This is a genomic window from Cryobacterium arcticum (assembly GCF_001679725.1).
Lineage (GTDB): Bacteria > Actinomycetota > Actinomycetes > Actinomycetales > Microbacteriaceae > Cryobacterium > Cryobacterium arcticum_A.
The window spans coordinates 2,894,434-2,915,938 of the sequence record NZ_CP016282.1 but is presented as its reverse complement, the minus strand read 5'-3'; the positions used below and the strand labels follow the sequence as shown (position 1 = coordinate 2,915,938).

Genomic DNA, 21,505 nt, shown 5'->3' with positions numbered 1-21,505 from the left:
GATGACCATCCCCACAATCCCCACCGGCCCGGCCAGTCTCGGCGCCCCCGAGACCTCCACAATGCGTGCCCCGGTGTCCCGCCAGGTGCCGCAGAAGAAGACCTTCTGGTCGCAGCTGCTTATGTCGTTCGCGATGTTCCGCAACCCCAAGTCGCTCACCGGCATCATCATCCTCGGCGTCTTCGTCGTCGTCGCGCTGCTCGGTGACGTGATCGCCCCCTACGGCGCACTGGAGAAGGACTTCACGGCGCTGCGACAGGCGCCGTCCCTCGCCCACCTGCTCGGCACCACCCACATGGGCGAAGACATCCTCAGCCAGATCATCTACGGCACCCGCGGTGTGCTCATCGTCGGCTTCCTGGCCGGCATCATCGGCACCGCCATCGCCGTGCTGATGGGCGTCGTCGCCGGGTACACCCGAGGCTGGCGCAGCGAATCGCTGTCCGCGATCACCAACGTGTTCCTCGTCATCCCCGGGCTGCCGCTGATCATCATCGTCGCCTCCCAGTTCGAGAACCCGCCGCTGATCCTCATCGCCGCTGTGCTGGCCGCCACAGGCTGGGCCTGGGGAGCCCGGGTGCTGCGCGCACAGACCATGTCGCTGCGCAACCGCGACTTCATCCAGGCCGCCCGGGCCAACGGCGAACCGCTGCACCGCATCATCCTGGTGGAGATGCTGCCCAACCTGATGGCGATCATCGCGTCAAGCTTCGTCGGCACCGTCACCGCGGCCGTGCTGGGCCTCACCACGCTCGCGTTCATCGGGGTGATCCCCATCACCAACCTCAACTGGGGAACGATCCTGTTCTGGGCGCAGCAGAACGGTGCCTTCCCCGACTTCTGGTGGTGGTACATCCCGGCCGGGCTCTGCATCGCCATCCTCGGGGTGGCGCTGTCGCTGATCAACTTCGGCATCGACGAGTACGTCAACCCCCGCCTGCGCTCGGCCGGCGAGCGCGCCCGCGCCATGAAGAAGAAGGGTCTCGACGTCAACGACGCGATGACCGCTGTGCGCACCCCCACACTTGAGACTGCACCCCAGAAGAAGGCACCACAGACACCATGAGGATTTCCCCCACCACCACCGCCACCTTCCTGTACCAGGATGCGTCCCGCCCGGTTCCCGAGCGCGTCGCCGACCTCCTCGGCCGGCTGTCGCTCGAGGAGAAGATCGGCCAGATGCTGCAGCTTGACGCGCGAGAGGAACTCGACGACCACGTGCTGCAGAAGCACGCCGGCTCCGTCCTGCACACCTCACCCGAACTCATCCGCCGGGCGAACGACCTCACCGCCCAGACCCGGTGGCGCATTCCGCTGCTCATCGCCGAGGACGCCATCCACGGGCACTCGTTCCACGAGGGCGCCACCATCTACCCGACGCAGCTCGGCATGGCCGCCTCCTGGGACGCCGAGCTGGTGGAGCGGGTCGCCCGGGCCACCGCGGTGGAGGTGGCGGCCACCGGCATTCACTGGACCTTCTCACCGGTGCTCTGCATCGCCCGCGACCTGCGCTGGGGGAGGGTGAACGAGACCTTCGGTGAAGACCCGTTCCTCATCGGCGAACTCGCCAGCGCCATGGTGCGCGGCTACCAGGGCGACGGCCTGGCCGATCCCACCGCGATCCTCGCCACCGCCAAGCACTTCGCCGGTTACTCCGAGACCCAGGGCGGCCGCGACGCCACCGAGGCCGACATCTCCCGGCGCAAGCTGCGCTCCTGGTTTCTGCCGCCATTCGAACGGGTGGCCCGGGAGGGCTGCCGGTCGTTCATGCTCGGCTACCAGAGCATGGACGGCGTGCCCATCACGGTGAACGACTGGCTGCTCAGCGACGTGCTGCGCGGCGAGTGGGGCTACACCGGCACCCTCATTACCGACTGGGACAACGTGGGCCGCATGGTGTGGGAGCAGAAGGTGCAACCCGACTACACCCACGCGGCGGCCGCGGCCGTGCGCGCCGGCAACGACATGATCATGACCACCCCCAAGTTCTTCGAAGGCGCCCAGGACGCCGTGCAGCAAGGTCTGCTCGAGGCGGATGCCTTCGACGCCGCCGTGGCCCGCATCCTCACCCTCAAGTTCGAGCTCGGCCTGTTCGAGAACCCGCGCGGGCCCCAGGCCGACCTGACCGGCACCGTGGGCACCACCGCGCACGCCGAGCTGAACCTCGAAATGGCCCGCCGCTCGATCGTGCTGCTCGAAAACGACGGGCTGCTGCCACTCTCCGCGGCCGCGCCCACCCGCGTGGCCGTCGTAGGGCCGCTGGCCGACGACGCGCAAACCCAGCTCGGCGACTGGGCCGGCGGCTCCGGCCAGGTGGGCTGGCTCGACGGGCAGCCCCGCGAGATGATCACCACCGTGCTCGACGGCCTCCGCGGCATCGCCCCCGACACCTTCACGATCACCCACGCCCGCGGCGCCGACATCCTCACCCTCGAGCCGGACCCCGCCGGCGCGACCTTCCCCGACGGCCAGCCCCGCCCGCCGCACGTGGTGCCGTGCGAGCCCGATCAGGCCCTGATCGACGAGGCCGTGGCCGCAGCCCAGAACGCGGATGTGGTGGTGGCCGTAGTCGGCGACCGGATCGAACTCGTCGGCGAGGGCCGTTCCACGGCCACGCTCGAGCTCATCGGCGGGCAGATCGCCCTGCTCGACGCCCTCATCGCCACGGGCAAGCCGGTGGTAGTGGTGCTGCTCGCCTCCAAGCCCCTCGTGCTGCCGGCTTCGGTGCAGCACGCCGCCGCCGTGCTCTGGTCGGCCAACCCAGGCATGCAGGGCGGCCGCGCCCTCGCCGAGATCCTCGTCGGAGCCGTGGAGCCGTCGGGCCGACTGCCCATCTCGTTCGCCCGCCACGTGGGCCAGCAGCCCACCTATTACAACCAGCTGCGCGGCCAGCACGGCGACCGCTACGCCGACCTCACCCAGTCGCCCGCCTGGGCGTTCGGCGAGGGCCGCAGCTACAGCACGGTGGAGTACGCCGACCTGGTACTCGAGCAGACGTCGCTCACGACAGCCGACACGATCGTGGCGCACGTGACCGTGCAGAACACCGGCACCCGCCCGGCATTGGAAACCGTGCAGGTCTACGTACGCGATGTCGTGACGTCGGTGAGCTGGACCGACAAGGAGCTCAAGGCCTACCGCCAGGTGTTGATGGCTCCGGGGGAGAGCGTGCGGGTGCGGCTCGACCTGCCCGTGGCCGACTGCAGCATCGTGGATACCGCAGGGCTCCGCGTGGTGGAACCGGGGGAGTTCGAGCTTCTGGTCGGCCCATCGTCACGGGACAGTGTGCTTCTCGAAAGCGCCTTCACGGTCACGGCATAGCTGTTTGGCGATCGGGTAACACTGTCGGGATAACCCCCGCCTTCTAGAGCGTCGGCGACCGAGATGCTGGGCTGCTTTCAGTGCGGACTCACGGAGCCCGGAGCCTCCGACGACCTGCGCACGGGCCCGCTCGGCCCCCGACAGGGGCTTATTAGGCATATGCGTGGCAGTGTTGGCTGGGAGTGATCCGGCCCAGCGCCAGACGGAGGATTCGCGATATTTCGCATCCGAAGTGGCGTCGCTGGGCAACGGAGTGGACGGTGAACGACGAGGTCCAGCAGATTGGTAACGGGCATGGTCTGGCGGCCATTGGCGAACCGATGGTTATGGAGTCCGTCCTCCAGCCGGAAGGCGTGTCTTCGCAGGAACTCGCGCTTCAAAGTTCAAACCGGCGATGTTCGCGCTCGGGAAGGCCGGTGCGTTCGCGGAGGGTGGCGGTCGGAGAGTGAGGCTTTCCATTATGGGACCCGCGGCTTCGCCTGGGTACGTCCCAATGGCTGCCAAAGTGCAGGCGGCTCTTACGACCCTTGACACCTCGAGGTCAGGACCTGATAAGCACGGTTCAGAAGGGCCTGATCCGTTACAGTCGAGGTGTGTGCCCGCGTCCGGGCGCGGAAGTTGAGGGTTGGCATTTGGCGACGGAGTCTTGGCTGTCGGCTGACGAAGTCGCTTCCGAGCTCGGTGTGCCAAAGACATGGTCTACGCCTTTACCGCGGACAAGGGCATGCCGCCTAAAAAGTTGGCCGCCGCTGCGAGTTTCAGGCGAGCGTGATGACTGGGTGGGCGGTGACATTGCGGCAGAGTCCAAGTGGGCACCTCTAAGGTGAGTCCGCCAAATTCGCTGCCTGCTCCCTCTATGAAGAAGATGAACGAAGGTACGCCATGGTGAAGCTCAACCTCAAAGCAGTCCAGGAGCGCGTAGCTCTTTTGGGCGGACGAGAGACCTACGATCGAGACTTCATCTTTGAACTACTCCTCGCCTACGGCCGGTCCCAGGGCAACGTCACGAGGCTCCGGAATGGTTCGCTCAACGTCGCTGAGGACAAGGCGACCGACGTTGCGCAGAAGAATGTTGTCTATTTCCACGAGACAACCGGTGATCCGCTGGCCTCGTTCGAATCACTGCGGACTTCGCCGGCCATAGTGCGCTTCAACACACGTTTTGTAATCGTCACCGACTACACCGAACTGATCGCCGTCGACACTAAGACTGGCGAGAACTTGATGATCTCGATACGGGACATCGACAAGCACTCCACGTTTTTCCTGCCTTGGGCCGGTATGGAGAAAGCACAATACGTTGCCGAGGCCCACGCCGACGTCAAAGCCGCCGAGCGAATGGGGAAGCTCTTCGACGAGCTGCTCAGCGCCAACCCGCACTTGCTGAACCAGACAAATGGGCGACACTCGCTGAACGTGTTCTTCACACGGTTGCTGTTCTGCTTCTTCGCTGAGGACACCGGGATTTTCGCTGAGGGACAATTCACTAATTCCGTGGGCTCCCATACCCAGTCCGACGGCTCCGACGTAGCCGGGTTCCTTACCACTGTCTTCACTGCGCTGGACACGGAGCATGCAAACGACAAGCCCGCTCACCTGGCAGCGTTCCCCTATGTGAACGGACGACTTTTCACAATGACAACAGATCATGTGGTTCCGGAGTTCACAAAAAAGTCGCGCGACCTGCTTATCGAGTCCGGCAAGCTGATCTGGCGAGAGATCAACCCAGACATCTTCGGGTCGATGTTCCAAGCGATCGTCACCCCAGGTAAGCGTTCGGATCTCGGACAGCACTACACCTCGGTGCCGAACATTCTAAAGACGATCGAGCCGCTTTTCCTGGATTCGCTCAAGGCGGAGTTCGACGGCGCGTACAACACGCCAAGAAAGCTCGAGTCGCTCCTCGATCGAATCGGGCAGATCAAGGTCTTCGATCCGGCGTGTGGATCGGGAAATTTTCTAGTCATTGCCTACAAGGAACTGCGCCGGCTAGAACACGCAATCCTCGAGCGTCTCACGGAGATCGATTCTAAGCATCAGGTACTGTTCGCTGACTCCAAGATCAAGATCGAGAACTTCTTTGGAATCGAGATCGACGATTTTGCGGTCGAGGTTGCAATACTTTCGCTTTGGATCGCGAAACATCAGATGAATCAAGAGTTCTTGGCGAAGTTCCGAGTCGATCTGCCGCTCATCCCGCTCAAGGAGACTGGGCAAATTCATCGCGGAAACGCAGCTCGCATCGATTGGCAGCAGGTTTGCGTCAACTCTGGAAACGAGGAGATCTACCTCATCGGGAACCCGCCATACAAGGGTGGGAAGACGCAAAACGCTGACATGAAGGCGGACTACCCGTTTGTATTTCAAGGACGCACTTTTTCGTCAGATCTCGACTACATCGCATTGTGGTTCGTCAAAGGTGCTGACTACATCGAAGGAAGTCGCGCAGAGCTTGCCTTCGTGAGCACTAATTCGATTACCCAGGGAGCGCAGGTGGAACTACTGTTCCCGATAATCTTCGCCAAGGATATCGAGATTGGATACGCGTACACCTCGTTCAAGTGGGTGAACAACGCCAAGCGGAACGCAGGTGTCACTGTCGTCGTTATCAACCTGCGTGCGGCTAGCTCCAGGCCGAAGCATATATACACTGACGAAATTCAGGTCGATGCTAACAACATCAATGGCTATTTAACGGACGCGCCCAACGTAATGCTGAGACGTAGTTCTAAGCCAATGTCGTCAGCCCTGCCGCCGATGACGCTTGGCTCATTCCCAAAAGATGGAGGGGCGCTCCTTCTCTCCGACGCTGAGAGGGAAGAGGCACTTACTAGCTATCCAGAAGTGGGCGCGTACATCAAGCGGTTCATGGGACCAGATGAGTTCATCAACGACAAGGCGCGGTATTGCCTCTGGATCCCTGACGAAGAGGTAGATAATGCACGGCGCATAGATTTTATTGCCAGCCGTCTCGATCGAGTTGCGCAGGTGCGTCGGGCGAGTAAGAAGGTTGCCACTCAGAACTACGCACGGATACCGCACCGTTTTGTGGAGATCCGCTATAGGCCGACGGATTCGATAATCATTCCGCGCGTCTCTTCCGAGCGGCGAGAGTATATGCCGATGGGATATCTCGATGCATCAATCGTCATCTCAGATGCGTTTGCCATTTACGACGCGGAGCCGTGGGTATTCGCCCTATTGACGTCGAGAATGCACATGACGTGGACTCGCGCCGTGGGCGGTCAGCTTGAGACCCGTCTTCGCTACTCAAACACCATCGTCTACAACAACTTCCCGGTTCCGCCGCTCTCGGAAGCACTAAGAGAGCGGCTTTCGGCTGCAGCGCTACGAGTGCTCGACGTGCGCGAGTACCACTGTCAGAAGACACTCGCCGAGTTGTACGACCCAGATTTTATGCCTGCGGATCTGAGTGCCGCGCATTCAGAAGTCGACTCATTGGTCGACGCGATCTTCTCCAAGCGCGGGTACGAAACGGACGAACAGCGGTTGTCGGACCTTTTCAGCATGTATGAACTGATGACTGCTGACGAAGCAATTATGGGGAGCTAAGAAATTGAACCAGCCGCTTAACATCGTTGACGTAACGTACGCCCGCACAGGTGCGTCGGTAAACACTGACGCCATGGGGATGCGCGAGATGCAACAGCGTGTCTTCGCGAAGCGCGACGCCCAGCATCTGCTGGTCAAGGCGCCGCCTGCATCGGGCAAGTCGCGAGCACTCATGTTCGTGGCACTTGACAAGCTTTACAACCAGGGCCGTAAGAAGGTCATTGTCGCAGTCCCGGAACGTTCGATCGGCGCATCGTTCTCTTCAACAGATCTGACCGCCCACGGGTTCTTTGCCGACTGGAATATCAAGGCCGAACACAACCTCTGCACGCCGGGAACTTCGGCGGGCAAGGTCGCTGCGTTCATCAAATTCCTGGAGGGTCCGGATGCGACTTTGGTCTGCACCCATGCCACTCTGCGGTTCGCCTTCGAGAAGATCGCGCCGGATGCCTTCAACGGGACGGTGCTCGCGATCGATGAGTTCCACCACGTCTCCGCCGACATCGGAGGGAACCGGCTCGGGGCGCTGCTTCGTGACGTTATGAATGGCTCGGACGTGCACATCGTGGCAATGACAGGCTCCTACTTCCGTGGCGACTCTGTGCCCGTGCTTTCCACTGAGGACGAGGCCAAATTCACCCCGGTCACGTTCAACTACTACGACCAGCTCAACGGGTATGAACATCTCAAATCGCTGGGCATCGGCCACCACTTTTACCAGGGGCGCTACACGGAAGCGATCGGCGAGGTTCTTGATCTCGATAAAAAGACCATTCTTCACATCCCCAACGTGAACTCGGGTGAATCCACCAAAGACAAGATCGAAGAAGTCGGATTCATCATCGATTCGATCGGCGAGGTCATCGACACGGAGGACACCGGCATCATCCGGATCCGCCGCAAAGACACCGGGCAGATCCTCCGCGTCGCGGACCTGGTTGATGACGCCGACCAGAAGAAACGCTCCGAGACCCAGCACTACCTTTCGACAGTCGCTTCAAAGGATCGCGATGGAGTGGACATCATCATCGCGCTTGGCATGGCGAAGGAAGGGTTCGACTGGCCGTTCGCCGAGCACGCCCTGACCGTCGGCTACCGCGCTTCACTGACCGAGGTCATCCAGATCATCGGTCGCGTTACCCGCGACAGCCCGGGCAAGCAGCACGCGCAATTCACCAACCTCATCGCCCAGCCTGACGCTGCGACTGACGAGGTGAAGTATTCGGTGAACAACATCCTCAAGGCGATCACCGCGTCCCTGCTCATGGAGCAGGTGCTGGCGCCGAACTTCGTATTCAAGACCAAGACAGGCAATGACGATGCACCGAAGCCCGGAGAACTGAGGATCAAGGGCTTCAAAGAGCCCTCCACTGCGAGGGTCCAGCAAATCGTCGCAACCGACCTGAATGAGCTCAAAGCCACAATCCTCCAGGACGACACCTTCACTAAAGCGGCCGCTGGCAGCCTGGACCCCGAGGTGACCAACAGGGTACTCATCCCGAAGATCATCCGCGAACGGTACCCCGACCTCGACGAGACTCAGGTTGAAGAGCTTCGCCAACAGGTCGTTGTGGACTCTGTCATCAAGAACGGTGAGGTCCGCGAGGTCGGCGACAAACGGTTCATCAGAATGGCCGACAAATTCGTCAATATCGACGAGATCGACATCAACTTAATCGACTCCGTAAACCCGTTCCAGCGGGCTTTCGAGGTTATGAGTAAGTCAGTCACGCCGAGCGTCCTGCGAATCATTTCCGACAGCATCACCGCGACGCGCATCGAGATCACTGAGGAAGAGGCCATCATTCTGTGGCCCAAGATCCAGGTCTGGGCGAAGGTCAATGCGCGTAAGCCCAACGTGCGCAGTGAGGACCCCACGGAGAAACGCTACGCCGAAGGACTGCTGTTCCTCCAGAGGAAGAAGCAACAGGTCCTCGCAGCCCAGCGAGCAACCGAGATGGTGGTTGAGTCATGAGCAGGGCCGATTCGAACAAGCGTATCGACGAGCCTGAGCCAGGCACAGACATGCAGTGGCTGATCGATTCCGACGTCGATGGGCTGTTGGACGCGGCAGTTAAGCCAAAGAAAGTCACTTCGAGCGATCGGTTGGAGCGAGCGTTCCTTGAAATCGTGGAGTTCCGTCGCATCCACGACAGGAACCCCAGTTCGACGACGCAGGAAATCGCCGAGCGAAAGCTAGGGGCTCGACTCGACGGGATCCTCGCGGCCGAGGAGAAGATCGCCGCGCTGAAGCACTTGGACGAGTTCGGTCTCTTAGAACTCGCAGACATTCCGGCATCGATCGACGAACTGCTCGGCAGCGATTATTTGGATCTTCTCGGCGACGATCTAGGGCTGTTGGACACCTCCGATCTGCCGGCCCGAGCTCGTCGCGTCGCGCCGGATAGGGTGGAGACGAGGCTGAAGTCCGAGGGCTTCGGCGAGTACGAGCACCTCTTCGTACAGAAGCATGATGAGTTACGGGCCGGCACATCAAAACTCGTGAGGTTCGCCGAGACGGGCGGGCAGCAGTCGATCCAAGAGGGTAAGTTCTTCGTCCTCTCAGGGGTCATGCTCTTTGTGGCGGAGATCACGGACCCTGAGCCGGCCCCCGGCGTGCGAACTCGATATAAGCCGCGCACGTTGACCATCTTTGAGAACGGGACCGAGTCACGCATGTTTCGGCGTTCACTCGCCGGTCAGCTCCTCGAACAGGACGGCCTTGCTGTGGTACACGCAGGTCCCGCGGAGATCTTCCCCGATGACGAAGCCACCGGGTACATCTATGTGTTGCGTTCCCTCAGTGAAGATCCTCAGATCGCGAACAGACAAGATCTGTACAAGATCGGCTTCACTCGCAGCTCCGTCGAGAAACGCATCGCGGGTGCGGAAAAGGACGCCACCTACTTGATGGCCCCAGTGGAAATCGTGTCCACTTATCGGACTTACAACCTTAGGGCCTCTGCGCTTGAGGACCTCTTGCATCGCGTCTTCGCCAAAGTGCGACTCGATATCAATCAAGTTGCCGGGAACGGACGCAGCTACGATCCCTCGGAATGGTTCGTCGTGCCAGTGAACATAATCGACCAGGCGATCAGCCTGATCATGTCCGGAGACATCATCGACTACGTCTATGACGCCCAGCTCACCAAACTCGTGGAGCGTGCCTGATGGGCGTCGAGATGGGGCTCTGGCGCGCGGATGGGGACAAGCTCACCCGCATCACCGCCACGGTCATCGGCCTCGAGGCGCAGCTGGAGTCGTACATCGAGTCAGACCCATCGATGTTGGGTGAGACGCTTCTGATCATCGGCCGCCAGGTAACCACCGCGCATGGCGGATATATCGATCTCCTCGCCATCGATGAGACCGCGGCGGTCCACGTGATTGAACTTAAGCGGGACAAGACGCCCCGAGATGTTACGGCCCAGACCCTCGACTACGGTTCTTGGATTGCGACGTTGGGACGCACCGAAATCACGAGCATCTTCGCTGGCTACCGGCCCGGAGTCGCGCTGGAGGAAGCCTTCGAGGAACAGTTCGGCGATACACTGCCGGACCTGGTCAACGCAACGCAGGTCTTTACCATCGTCGCTGCATCCGTTGACGCAGCCACTGAACGTATCGTGCGGTTCCTCAACGAAGACTTTGGCATCCCGATTAACGTCGTCTTCTTCCGTCATTTTCACGATAACGGGGCCGCTTACCTCGCTCGCACGTGGCTCGTTGAGCAGGACGCACAGATGGCACCTACGCCTGCGACTAAGCACAAGACAAAGTCTCGCGAGCCCTGGAACGGGCAGGATTGGTATGTCTCCTTTGGAGAATCGCCGGCCGGCAGGCACTGGGTTGATGGAATGACATACGGCTTCATCTCCGGTGGCGGCGACAAGTGGTTCTCTCGGACGCTGAAGAACCTCACCCCCGGATCGCGCGTCTTCGCCTGCATCCCTAAGGCTGGATATGTCGGCGTCGGAACGGTTCTCGACGAAGCGCAGCGGTTTGATGAGACATCGGTGCTGCACAATGGAGTTTCAACCGCATTGAACTCGCTCCCGCTGCAGGGGAAGTACCGCCATGAGGGGGATGAGGATGATGACATGGCTGAATGGTCAGTGCCTGTCGAGTGGACGCACGCCATCCCGCGTGAACAGGCCTTCTGGAAGCTCGGGATGTTCGCCAACCAAAATACGGCCGCGAAGATGCGCAACCAGTTCACCATCGACCAGGTCTCTGCGGCCTTCGGTCTCGACGATTAGACGATCATTTATTGGCGCTCTCTCATCTGTCAGTTGACACTTCCGGGCCGCTCAATTCCTGACGCCGATTGGTTCTGGCGATCGAGTTCCAGAACCCTGTTTGCGCTATCTACGCAAAGTGTAGGACGACGAATAGAGTGACAACAACGCCCTTGAAACGTACAGCAGCTGGTAACTGATGAGCCCTGCTGCGACGCCCGTGGTCCACGCGCTGGCTTTCGCTGCTCCCACGTTGATGGCAACACCAGCCAGAAATGCCGTACTGACGATTCCTGCAAATACCGTCCAGAGAAGTAATGTTTTCATGTCATCGAGGGTATTTCGACGTTTTTCGTCGAAAATCAAATCCGGGTCTGATCGTGCATCAAGGCTTCTTTCCCAGAACCGCATTGCCATTGTGAATACTAGGCCGGTCATGATCGATGTCGCGGTCAGCAACGAACCCATCGCGTCCGTCTCGATGCCCAATAGCCACACAGTCGCGGCGACTGCTGTGGCGATGAACACCAAGACGATGAAGACACCAAGCTTTCTTGGCCGTTCATTTTTGAACTGCGGAGATAACGCTAAATGGTCACGAACTACTTGCAGCGGTGTGATCTGGTTCATTCCAAACCACCTTCCAGTTAGGGGGACACACTACAGGTTCGTGACCGGCCGGAACGTAACAATCACTAACAGTGTTGAGTGGAATAGTAAAGCTACCGCTCACGTCTGACACTACTTCTCTGGCCACACGCAAGAAATCCTCAACTGATGGTCGATCGACGGATTCTTGCTGCACTCCCGTGCTGACGGTGTGGTGCGATGTGCTCTGCTCCGCCTCTAAGGCATAGACCAAAGCAGGTCCTTCTTGAACGCCAAGGGTGAATGTGCGGGTATTTCCCGAAGGCAGAGTTACGTTCAATTTGGCTTTGACTCCAAGCTCCTTCAAGTTGTCACCCGATCCGTTGAGACCCGCCGCGGTAAGTGCGGGATTCAGGACGCCGAACACTTCGGACGCGCTCAATTTCTCGCCGTCCTTACCGACATACCTCGACAGTTTTCGAGCCTTCCGGAATCTGTAGCGAAGCGAAAATATGCCATCCAGGCCCGATACGTCCATGAACTTGCCGTCAGGGTCCGTCTTGCTCGGGAACTCGAAATTCACGGCGTTCAGCAGGAGAGGGACATTGTCAAGATCTGCTGCGGTCACCAAAGCCGTATGTGAGAAGATTGAACCCTCAACAGCCGCTTGAATTGTGTCCTTCAGTAGCTTCTCGTTGAACGCCGCTATCCCCCTGCCGCCAATCCGCTCGGTCAGAAGCAGAGCGTAACTGGCGCCCTTCGGAAACAAGACTAAATTACGGAACTCGATGCTTTCCACGTGCTTGGTTTTGCGATCGAAGATCTCATCTTCGTCCGAAGCTCCGATTGAGGACTCAATCCCGCGGCTGCCGTGACTAACTGTGTAATAGATTGCGCTCTCTCCGACGCGGAGGCCGGAAACGTTGAAGGACACATCGTTCTTCTTCGGAAGTTGGAATGAGCGTGTGCCGATGGAAGCGGCTAGCGCATAGCTGACTAAGTCCAGGAGCCTTGTGCCCCTGCCATCCACGTCCTTCAACGGTCGGACGTCCCCCGCGGATCCCTTCGGCCGAATAAAGATCAAGTAGGGTGCCATCTGATACGTCGTCATTGTTGACTATTCATTCCTCATCGCTGAACCGCTTGTTCGAATCCTACTGATTGATCTTGTGGCTCGTTACAAGATCGCGACAGTCGAGGCGCTCAACCTTCGAATGGCTTCTCAGCGTTGAAAGTGCCGAGCATAAATGACGGGCATTCCGGATGGTGCTGGTACTGGACAGTGCCCGTTCTTGGAGCTGAGGCGCGGCGCCTTCGCCGCCAAGGGGAGGCTACCGGGGTCAGAGTGGGACGGTGGTCAGCACGAGTTCATGACCTGCGACGAGTTGGATTCAACATATTTGCGACTCCTCTCGCGCGCCCGGCTATAGAAGCACAGCGATTTTGGCCCTTCAGCCCGGCGGCTTCGGCAATAGGGAGCCCACAGGCGGATTCGACGGGCGAAGGCGGACGTGCCAATAGACCTCGCAACCTCTGCACGCATTCGTCTGCGGTTAGGCCACGGTGCCGCTCTTGATGATGATTTGCTCCGCAATGAATCTCATGAGGATTACTTCCGGTTCCAATGCCTTGTCATCCTTGAACGGAACGAATCGGCTTCTATCACCGTTCTTTCTGTGCACCAGCGCATTCCTCGTCTTATAGATGCGCTTAGTCAGCGCCAGCAAAACTGCTTCGTGGTTGTTGCTCCCCAAATCGAATACGTCGCCTTTTGAGAACGAGACATCGGAGTGCGAATAGTGCTCGACGAGTGTGTCGTCGAAAGAATCCAAGACGGCGCGAAGGTCGATCAGGTCCAAGTACAGCTTCAGAGTTAGGTGCAGCGCGGTCATCTCATTGATCACGAGTTCGTCATTTCGAGTTTGGATCTCACGGCTCACCATTCGGATGAGCTTGCGAAGGTCTTTCATGCGTTTATAGGAAAAGTCAGGCGAACTAATCACTGACTGAAGCTTCGCGGCAATGTCATTCTGAATAACCTCATCGAACCAATGCTCGGCCACGTGGTAGAACGAGAGGAATGCGAGCATCGGGCTGTCGGTCGACACCGCTAGTTGGTAGTTATGGACGAGGTCAGGGATATACCGGCGATGAGGGGCGTCAAGTTCTGCAGCGTTCGTCCGTCGAACGTTCTGAATCTTGGTGCTCCGTAACATTTCCTTAAGTGTCGGCTGAGGAATCACTGGGTAGTCCAGGTTGTACCCCACGTGGAAGTAGAAGGCGTCGGCGAGAGGCTGCCACGACGAAGCTGATAGCTGTCTTTCCGAACATATCTCAAGGGTCGTAATGCGTAGCGTGTCCACAAACATCTCGAGCACGGTCGATTCGGCCAGATCGAACAAGGGGCGCGCCGCCGCCGAAACGAACCGGAAGGGTCTCATGCCGGTTCGGGGCAATGATAGGAGTCGGTCCGTGATGAATATTGCGAAGGCGATTGATGGTTTTCCGAGCCGGTATGTCAGCATTTCGGTTGCATCGGTTAGCTCGACCACTGGTCGGAACCGCGCCGGGCGCGGGGGGCCAGAAAAGCTAACCAAGTACTCTGCAGAAGTCCCCCGTAATCGCGGTTGTTTCATCAACAGCAGACATCAACGAAACTGAGGCGGCGAGTTCCTCAATTTCCTTGACAGGCATCGTTGCCAACCACTCGACGTGAGTTCTTAGCGTGAAGTTGTATTGATCGCCAATCCTCTCAATCTTCATTCGAGTTACTTCACGCAAAATCTCGATCACTCGTTCGCTGTCCACAAATTCCTCATGTCTAAAATGGCCCTTGACCTGCCACAAATATGTATGAAGGCCTAAGCTACTGCATTGCCGAAGACGGTGCCGGTGGCCGAATTCAGGTCAGTGTGAGCCCTAGGAAGGACCAGCTTGACGCGTGAAGGCTCCTGGCTCTTAGGAAGCTGGCCCAGTGGGGTCGTCCGCCGAGTCTCAGCGAGGTCGACCTGCGCGAATTCGCACTGGCGAGGCGTCGACCTCGCGTAGCAGCTCTAGTAGGCGATGTCGTGGATAGTGGGGGTGCCGTTGGAGAGCAAGGCCGAACTGCCGGAGACCCCGAGGCGGTTCGCGCCGGCCTCGAACAAGGAGAGGGCCCCGGCAAAGCTGCGTACGCCACCCGACGCCTTCACCTGGGCCCGATCGCCCACGGTTTGCTTCATTAACCGAACGGCGTGCACGGTCGCGCCGCCGGCGGGGTGGAAGCCGGTGGACGTCTTGACAAAGTCGGCGCCCGCGGCCACGGCGGCCTTGCAGACGGCGACGATCTCGGCATCCGTCAGCGCTGCGGATTCGATGATCACCTTGAGCACCTTCGGGGCCGGGATGCTGGCGCGCACTGTGGCGATATCGGCCTGCACGTCGGCGAAGCGACCGGCCTTGGCGGCGCCGATGTCGATGACCATGTCGATCTCGTCGGCGCCTTGCGCGATGGCCAGGGCGGCTTCGGCGGCCTTGATGCTGCTGTGGTGCTTGCCGCTGGGGAAGCCGCAGACGACGGCGACCTTGAGGTCGGCGCCGGCGGGGATGGTCAGCGGCAGCATCGAGGGGGAGACGCAGACTGAGTAGGCGCCCAGCTCGATGGCCTCGGCGATGAGGGCGGTTACGTCGGCGGCGGTGGCCTCGGGCTTGAGCAGGGTGTGGTCGATCATGCGGGCCACGGTGGCGGCGTCGGGGGAGAGGGAAGTCATGGCGTGTGTCCTTAGTTGGTGACGAGCTCGGCGGTGCCGTGCGCTGCGGCGGGGGTACCGGTGGTTGTGGCGAGGGTGGTGTGGGCGGCGGCGAGGACCGCGTCGAGGTGAATGCCGCGTAGGCGCAGCACCTCGGGGCCGCTGCCGGATTCGCCGAACTCCTCGACGGAGACGACTTGGCCGTCAAGGCCCACCCAGCGGTACCAGGCGTCGCCGCGGCCGGCCTCGACGGCCACGCGGGCGCGGAGGCCCGCCGGCAGCACGGACTCGCGGTAGTCGGCGGTCTGCTCGGCGAACCACTCGACGCAGGGCATCGAGACCACGCGGACGTTGATGCCCTTGTCGGCAAGCCGGGTGGCGGCTTCGACGGCCAGGTGCACTTCGCTGCCGGTGGCGAGGATCGCCAAGTCGGCCCCGTCACCGTTCTGCCAGCGCACGTAGCCGCCGGCGGTCACCCCGGCGGGGGTGAGGTTGGTGCTTGCCAGCACGGGCAGGTCTTGCCGGCTGAGAATCAGGGCAACCGGGCGGTCGGGGGAGGCGAGGATGCGGCGCCAGGCGGCGACGACCTCGATGGAGTCGGCGGGGCGCACGACGTCGAGGCCCGGCACTGTGCGGAGCGACGCGATCTGCTCGACCGGCTGGTGGGTGGGGCCGTCTTCGCCGACGGCGACGGAGTCGTGGGTGTACACGTAGACCGCGCCGAGTCCCATTAGGGCGCCGAGGCGGATGCTCGGGCGCATGTAGTCGCTGAACACCAGGTAGGTGGAGGCGAACGGGCGCCACGGACCCTGCAGGGCGATGCCGTTGAGGATGGCGGCCATGGCGTGTTCGCGGATGCCGAAGCGGATGAACTCGCCGGCCGGGTTAGCGGCGGAGAACCGGTCGCCGTCGACCTCCACGGTGGTGGACCCGGCGAGGTCGGCCGAGCCGCCCCAGAGGGGAGCGGAGCCCTGCAGCGCGCGGAGCACGGCGCCGTTGGTTTTGCGGGTGGCGATCATGTCGCCGGGCTCACCGAGCTTCACCGTGTCGAGGGCGGCGGTGGAGAATTCGCCGCCGCGGAAGGCGCGCCAGCGGGCGGCGGCCTCGGGTTCCCGGGCGGCCCAGGCGGCGAGGTCCGCCTCCCAGGCGGTATGCATCCGTTCGCCGCGGGTGAGGGCGCTGCGGGTGTGCTCGAGAGTGTCGGGGGCGACAAGGTCGTGCAGGGGCGCGTCGGGCGCGAAGCCCAGCGTGGTCTTCACGAGGGCGAGCTCGTCGGCGCCGAAGCCGCCGGAATGCGCGGCGGAGGTACCGCCGAACTTGGCCGAGGGGGCACCGATCACGGTGCGGAGAGCCACCAGGGTGGGCCGGCCGGTGCGCTCGGCGGCCTCGCGTAGGGCGGCCTCGAGGGCGTCGAGGTCGGTGGGGGTGTCGATCTCGAGCACCCGCCATCCGTAGGCCCGGTACCGGGCGCGCACGTCCTCGCTGAAGGTCTCGTCGGTGCCGGAGTCGATGGTGATGTGATTGTCATCCCAGATCAGCACGAGGTTGTCGAGGCCGAGCGTGCCGGCCAGGCTCGACGCCTCGCCGGAGACGCCCTCCTGCAGGCAGCCGTCGCCGGCTAGCACCCAGGTGGTGTGGTCGAGCAGGGCGGAGCCGGGGGTGAACACGGCGCTCTCGTGCCGGGCGGCCATGGCCATGCCCACCGCGGAGGCGACGCCCTGGCCGAGCGGTCCGGTGCTCATCTCCACGCCCACGGTGTGGTGCACCTCGGGGTGGCCGGGCGTCTTGGAGCCGAGGGTGCGGCTCTTGGCCAGGTCGTCGAGGGTGAGGCCGTAGCCGGTGAGGAACAGCTGCGTGTAGAGCAGAAGGCTCGCGTGACCGGCCGAAAGAACGAAGCGGTCGCGGGCGGGCCAGTCGGGGTGGGCGGGGGAGTGCCGCAGCACTCGGGAGAACAACACGTGGGACACTGGTGCCAATGCCATGGCGGTGCCGCCGTGCCCATGTCCTTTGGCCTGCACCACGTGGGCGGCCAGGGCCTGGGCGCTTGCGACGGCGCGGGCGTCCAGTTCGGCGGACGTCGTCTGTGACGGGAACTTCTTCGTTTCGGTAGCCATGCGAGATACTTTGGTATACAAATGTACTTAAGTCAAACAATTGGTTATGCACCACCCGCAGGCCGGGCGGATGCGTTCGGAAGACGGGAATCCTATGGCACACGCTCTGTCCACCGGCTCGGGTGTGGTGCTTGACCTCATCCGGTCCGGCCGTGCCACCACCCGCACTGACCTCATCGAGCAGCTCGGCTGGTCGCGCATCACCCTGGCCCGCCGGCTCGACGAGCTGCTGCACGCCTCCATCGTGATGAGCGTGGGGCAGCTCGACTCCCGCGGCGGCCGCCCGCCCGAAGAATTCGCCGTGAACCCGGATGCCGGCCTGCTGCTGGCCGTGGACATCGGCGGCTCGCACACCCGCCTGGCCATCACCGACCTGGTCTCCACCATCCTCAGCGAAGACGAGGCCGACATCGGCCTGAGCGAGGGGCCCGCCGAGATCTTCGAGTGGGCCGGCCAGGTGTTCGACCACATGCTCGACCGGCTCGGCAAGACCCGCGCCGACGTGGTGGGCATCGGGGTGGGCGTGCCCGGCCCGGTCGACTTCGTCACCGGCCGGCTCGCCAGCCCGCAGGTAGACACCCAGTGGAACGACGTGCTGGTGAAGGAGTACTTCGCCGGCCGCTACGACCACGCCGTCTTCGCCGTGGACCGGGACGTGAACATCATGGCGCTCGCCGAGGCCCGCCGCGGCTGGACCGAGTACCGCGACGTCGTGGTGCTCAAGGCCGGCATCGGTGTGGGCCTGGCGTTCGTGCTCGACGGCTCGATCTACCACGGCTCCCGCGGCGGCGCCGGCGAGCTCAGCGCCGTGCGTGCCGGCGGGGAGCGCACCGTGCGACTGGAGTCGATCGCCAGCGGCGCGGTCATCCGCGGTGAACTGCTCAGTCTGGGCCGCCGGGTGCGCACCAGCAGCGACATCGTGGGCCTGGCCAACGACGGCGACCCCGCCGTGCTGCGGCTGCTCGCCGAGACCGGCACCGAGATCGGCCAGAGCCTGGCCCACGTGGTGGGGCTGCTCAACCCGCAGGCCGTCGTGGTCGGCGGCAACCTGGCGCAGGCCGGCGAGCCGTTCCTCGGTGCGATCCGGCAGGCGATCTTCGCCGGCGCCCGCGACTTCGCCCTGCAGGGCCTCGTGGTGGAGAAGTCCCGGCTCGGCCATATCGCCGGCGTCACCGGCGCTTCGCTCATCGCGCAGGACGCCCTCTTCGAGGCCGACCGCATCAGCCGGCTCACCCGCGGCGGCGGCATCGGCGTCTCGCTGCACACCCAGCCGGCATAGGCCGGCCCGTCACTACTCCGGCCCGACCGCGGTACTCCCGGCCGCCCAGTTTGGCGCGCCCGCTGTCGGCGACCCGGGAAGGGCATCCGAATTTACTTTGGTGCACTTGTAGACAAAAGGTCGCTTAGGCTAATACAGTCAAGCCAGTCGCCCTCGCGGGCCGGCTGCACCGGAAACAACAAAGGAGTTCATTCGTGGCACTGAACCTGGCCGAAGCGCTGTCGTCGATCGAGACCCAGGCGGAGGCCGCCGACTGGCGGGCCGCCATCCGTCTCGCGGGCGCAGGCCTGGTGGCCGGTGGAGCCACGACGGACGCCTACACCGACGAGATGATCGACGCGGTCGAGAAGCACGGCCCGTACATCGTCATCGCTCCCGGCGTCGCCCTCGCGCACTCCCGCCCGTCGCCCGCGGTTCTCACCGGGGGACTGAGCTGGGTTAGCCTGGCCACCCCCGTGGAGTTCGGCAACAAGGCCAACGACCCTGTCACCCTCGTGATCGGCCTGGCCGCCAAGGACCACGACGCGCACCTGCAGGTGATGCGGGCCCTGGCCGGCGTGCTCTCCGACGGCCCCGCGATGAAGCGCTTGACGGTGGCCCAGACCGCCGACGAGGTGCGCGCCGTGCTCGGCGACCTCGCCGCTGCTGCCGCGTAACGCGGCCCCTAAACATCCGTATTTCTCACACTCGTCTCACCCAATCGAAAGGCACCCCATGAAGATCGTCGCCGTCTGTGGAATGGGCATTGGAACCTCAGTGCTGCTCAAAATGAACGCCGAGAAGGTTCTCGCCAAGCTCGGCATCGATGCGGATGTTGAAGCCGCCGACATGGGCGTGGCCCGTGGCGCCGCGCAGACCGCCGAGATCGTGCTCACCTCGGAGGAACTGGCCGAGGAGCTCGGCGACGTGCCCGCCGAGGTCATCATCATCAACAACTTCTTCGATCTCGAGGAGATCACCGAGAAGCTCACCGCCGCCGTCGAGTAACCCCGTCACCGTCTCACTCTCACAGAATTAGGAGCTCCCACAATGGAGTGGCTTGTCGTCGTACTGAATTTCATCGGGCAGCAGATCCTCAACGTGCCCGCGTATCTGATCGGCATCATCACCGCGATCGGGCTGATGGCGCTCAAGCGCAACTCCGGGCAGGTGATCGGCGGTGCCCTCAAAGCGGCCCTCGGCTTCCTGATTCTCGGCGCCGGCGCCAACGTGGTGGTGGGCTCACTCGACCCGCTGGGCAACCTGATTCTCGCGGTGACCGGCGCGCAGGGCGTCATCCCCACCAACGAGGTCATCACCGCCATCGCGCAGGAGCAGTTCGGTGCGCAGAGCGCCTACGTGCTCACGCTCGGCTTCCTGGTGATGCTCGCGCTGGCGCGGTTCACTCCTCTTAAATATGTGTTCCTCACCGGGCACCACATGGTCTTCATGGCCACCATGCTCACCGTGGTGCTCTCCGTCGGCTTCGGCGACGGCGCCAGCTGGCTCGTCGTGCTCATCGGCGCGCTGCTGCTCGGCGTGATCATGGTCGTGATGCCCGCGTTCGTGCACCCGTGGACCAAGAAGATCACCGGCAACGACACCATCGCCATCGGCCACTTCGGCACCCTCGGCTACATCGCCGCCGGTGCAGCCGGCCAGGTCGTGGGCCGCAACAGCAAGTCCACCGAAGACATCAAGTTTCCGCAGGGCCTGAAGTTCCTGCGCGACTCGATGGTGGCCACGTCACTGTCGATGGTGCTCATCTACATGGTCTTCGCCGTGTGGGGCCTCATCGCCCTGCCGATGCAGGATGCGCTCGACATCTTCGGCTCCGCCGACGCCGGCGCGTTCATCATGGCCGCGTTCGCGCAGGCGCTGCAGTTCGGTGTGGGGGTCGCGGTCATCCTCTACGGTGTGCGCACCGTGCTCGGTGAGCTCGTGCCCGCGTTCCAGGGCATCGCCGAGAAGGTCGTCCCCGGAGCCCGCCCGGCCCTGGACATCCCGATCGTGTTCCCGTTCGGCGCCAACGCCGTGCTGATCGGCTTCCTCAGCTCCTTCGCCGGTGGCCTCATCGCCCTCGGTGTGCTCGCGGTGTGGCTGAACCCGGTGTTCGGTCTCGCGCTGATCCTGCCCGGCATGGTGCCGCACTTCTTCACCGGTGGTGGCGCCGGGGTCTACGGCAACGCGACCGGCGGACGCCTGGGCGCGATGATCGGTGGTTTCGTCAACGGCGTGATCATCACCATCCTGCCCGCCATTCTGCTGCTGGTGCTCGGCGACTTCGGCTTCGCCAACAGTACCTTCGGCGACGCGGACTTCGGCTGGTTCGGCACCCTGGTGGGTGTGAGCGTCGGAGTGGGCGGCGGCCTCGCCGTTGTTCTCGCGATCCTCATCGCCGTGGTGCTCGTCAGCGTCGCGATCGTCTACCAGATCCGCGTTGTGGACAAGGGCTGGGTGCCCGGTGCCAAGCGTGATCTGTGGATCGCCGAGGAGAAGGCGGCCGAGAAGGCCGTGCTCGACGCCGAGAAGGCGCGCCGCAAGGCGGAGAAGGAAGCGGCGGCCGAGGCCGTTTAGCTCCAGCTCGTCTCGCCAGAGGGCGGCTCCGCGGTGCGGGGTCGCCCTCTGGCGTTGTGCGGGCAACGCGCCGTTTCGCGGGAGGGATGCGGCCGGGATGTGCAGATG

General features: G+C 62.5%; 16 protein-coding genes. 10 read left to right on the top strand and 6 right to left on the bottom strand.

Features of this window, described 5'->3' with window-relative positions; all coding sequences use genetic code 11:
• The first annotated feature begins 1 nt into the window (after position 1).
• The 6 genes from PA27867_RS13135 to PA27867_RS13110 all read left to right on the top strand — a co-directional run bounded on the left by PA27867_RS13135 (position 2) and on the right by PA27867_RS13110 (position 11,153).
• Positions 2-1,066 (top strand): ABC transporter permease, encoded by a 1,065-nt coding sequence (locus PA27867_RS13135; RefSeq protein WP_066597043.1) that lies wholly within the window; start codon positions 2-4, stop codon positions 1,064-1,066.
• Entirely contained in the window at positions 1,063-3,321 is a 2,259-nt protein-coding gene (locus PA27867_RS13130) for a glycoside hydrolase family 3 N-terminal domain-containing protein (protein ID WP_208857259.1), read from the top strand. The genes PA27867_RS13135 and PA27867_RS13130 overlap by 4 nt, the downstream gene beginning before the upstream one ends.
• A gap of 882 nt (positions 3,322-4,203) precedes the next feature.
• Complete coding sequence (locus PA27867_RS13125; RefSeq protein ID WP_066597042.1) at positions 4,204-6,894, top strand: DNA methyltransferase; 2,691 nt, start codon at positions 4,204-4,206, stop codon at positions 6,892-6,894.
• Positions 6,895-6,967: 73 nt separating this feature from the next.
• Positions 6,968-8,869 carry a DEAD/DEAH box helicase gene (locus PA27867_RS13120; RefSeq protein WP_236900707.1) on the top strand — a complete coding sequence of 634 codons (1,902 nt, stop codon included), beginning with the start codon at positions 6,968-6,970 and terminating at the stop codon, positions 8,867-8,869.
• Complete coding sequence (locus tag PA27867_RS13115) at positions 8,866-10,065, top strand: GIY-YIG nuclease family protein (RefSeq protein WP_066597037.1); 1,200 nt, start codon at positions 8,866-8,868, stop codon at positions 10,063-10,065. The genes PA27867_RS13120 and PA27867_RS13115 overlap by 4 nt, the downstream gene beginning before the upstream one ends.
• Complete coding sequence (locus tag PA27867_RS13110) at positions 10,065-11,153, top strand: endonuclease NucS domain-containing protein (RefSeq protein WP_066597034.1); 1,089 nt, start codon at positions 10,065-10,067, stop codon at positions 11,151-11,153. Before PA27867_RS13115 ends, PA27867_RS13110 begins: the two co-directional genes overlap by 1 nt.
• Before the next feature lie 105 nt (positions 11,154-11,258).
• Here PA27867_RS13110 and PA27867_RS20690 read toward each other — a convergent pair whose 3' ends face one another.
• From PA27867_RS20690 to tkt, 6 genes are all read right to left on the bottom strand, one after another.
• The gene (locus tag PA27867_RS20690; RefSeq protein WP_157109226.1) at positions 11,259-11,762 is read right to left on the bottom strand and encodes a hypothetical protein; all 504 of its coding nucleotides are present in this window, start codon (positions 11,760-11,762) and stop codon (positions 11,259-11,261) included.
• Positions 11,728-12,654 (bottom strand): hypothetical protein, encoded by a 927-nt coding sequence (locus PA27867_RS20685; RefSeq protein ID WP_157109225.1) that lies wholly within the window; start codon positions 12,652-12,654, stop codon positions 11,728-11,730. The genes PA27867_RS20690 and PA27867_RS20685 overlap by 35 nt, the downstream gene beginning before the upstream one ends.
• A gap of 619 nt (positions 12,655-13,273) precedes the next feature.
• Positions 13,274-14,161: a hypothetical protein gene (locus PA27867_RS13105; RefSeq protein WP_066597033.1), complete on the bottom strand. Its 888-nt coding sequence runs from the start codon at positions 14,159-14,161 to the stop codon at positions 13,274-13,276.
• A 148-nt stretch (positions 14,162-14,309) separates the two neighbouring features.
• Complete coding sequence (locus PA27867_RS20680; protein ID WP_157109223.1) at positions 14,310-14,528, bottom strand: hypothetical protein; 219 nt, start codon at positions 14,526-14,528, stop codon at positions 14,310-14,312.
• A 245-nt stretch (positions 14,529-14,773) separates the two neighbouring features.
• Positions 14,774-15,469: a deoxyribose-phosphate aldolase gene (gene deoC / locus PA27867_RS13100; protein ID WP_066597029.1), complete on the bottom strand. Its 696-nt coding sequence runs from the start codon at positions 15,467-15,469 to the stop codon at positions 14,774-14,776.
• A gap of 11 nt (positions 15,470-15,480) precedes the next feature.
• Entirely contained in the window at positions 15,481-17,562 is a 2,082-nt protein-coding gene (gene tkt, locus PA27867_RS13095) for a transketolase (protein ID WP_066597027.1), read from the bottom strand.
• Positions 17,563-17,656: 94 nt separating this feature from the next.
• Here tkt and PA27867_RS13090 point away from each other — a divergent pair, with 94 nt between their 5' ends.
• The 4 genes from PA27867_RS13090 to PA27867_RS13075 all read left to right on the top strand — a co-directional run bounded on the left by PA27867_RS13090 (position 17,657) and on the right by PA27867_RS13075 (position 21,397).
• Entirely contained in the window at positions 17,657-18,841 is a 1,185-nt protein-coding gene (locus PA27867_RS13090; RefSeq protein ID WP_066597025.1) for an ROK family transcriptional regulator, read from the top strand.
• Between the two features lie 194 nt (positions 18,842-19,035).
• A complete protein-coding gene (locus PA27867_RS13085; RefSeq protein ID WP_066597023.1) occupies positions 19,036-19,497 on the top strand; it encodes a PTS sugar transporter subunit IIA in 462 nt (153 codons plus the stop codon).
• 58 nt (positions 19,498-19,555) lie between these two features.
• On the top strand, positions 19,556-19,828 hold the full coding sequence (locus PA27867_RS13080; RefSeq protein WP_066597021.1) for a PTS sugar transporter subunit IIB: 273 nt from the start codon (positions 19,556-19,558) through the stop codon (positions 19,826-19,828).
• 42 nt (positions 19,829-19,870) lie between these two features.
• On the top strand, positions 19,871-21,397 hold the full coding sequence (locus PA27867_RS13075; protein ID WP_066597020.1) for a PTS ascorbate transporter subunit IIC: 1,527 nt from the start codon (positions 19,871-19,873) through the stop codon (positions 21,395-21,397).
• The last annotated feature ends 108 nt before the right edge of the window (positions 21,398-21,505 follow it).